This is a genomic window from Pseudoalteromonas denitrificans DSM 6059 (genome assembly GCF_900112265.1).
Lineage (GTDB): Bacteria > Pseudomonadota > Gammaproteobacteria > Enterobacterales > Alteromonadaceae > Pseudoalteromonas > Pseudoalteromonas denitrificans.
The window spans coordinates 42,322-42,833 of sequence record NZ_FOLO01000049.1 but is presented as its reverse complement, the minus strand read 5'-3'; the positions used below and the strand labels follow the sequence as shown (position 1 = coordinate 42,833).

At 45.1% G+C, this 512-nt stretch carries 4 tRNA genes; all 4 read left to right on the top strand.

Going from position 1 to position 512, the window contains the following annotated elements:
• The first annotated feature begins 2 nt into the window (after positions 1–2).
• The 4 genes from BM088_RS20995 (at position 3) to BM088_RS20980 (ending at position 505) form a co-directional block, all read left to right on the top strand.
• A tRNA-Leu gene (locus BM088_RS20995) sits at positions 3–88 on the top strand.
• A 66-nt stretch (positions 89–154) separates the two neighbouring features.
• Positions 155–230: transfer RNA gene (locus BM088_RS20990), tRNA-Gly, on the top strand.
• 44 nt (positions 231–274) lie between these two features.
• Positions 275–348: transfer RNA gene (locus tag BM088_RS20985), tRNA-Cys, on the top strand.
• Positions 349–419: 71 nt separating this feature from the next.
• Positions 420–505: transfer RNA gene (locus tag BM088_RS20980), tRNA-Leu, on the top strand.
• Positions 506–512 lie beyond the last annotated feature (7 nt).

Here is a 512-nt window from a genome sequence, read left to right as displayed (position 1 = left end):
ATGCCCGAGTGGTGGAATTGGTAGACACAAGGGATTTAAAATCCCTCGCTCTTAGAGTGTGCCGGTTCAAGTCCGGCCTCGGGCACCATTTTAAATAATGGCTTATTTAAAAGTGGAAAACAGTATAGTTTAACTGTAATAAACTAAATGTGATGCGGTACTAGCTCAGCTGGTAGAGCGCGACCTTGCCAAGGTCGAGGTCACGAGTTCGAGCCTCGTGTACCGCTCCAAATTCTTACTAAAGAATTAAAAAATTAGTCATTTATAGCACAGCGGCGGAATGGCAGAGTGGCCATGCACCGGATTGCAAATCCGTCTACCTCGGTTCGACTCCGGGTTCCGCCTCCATTACTCACCAAGGTAAGCTATAAATATCCACAAACTAAATTATTAATACTTAATAATGATAGTAACTCGATGCCCGAGTGGTGGAATTGGTAGACACAAGGGATTTAAAATCCCTCGCTCTTAGAGTGTGCCGGTTCAAGTCCGGCCTCGGGCACCATTTTAAA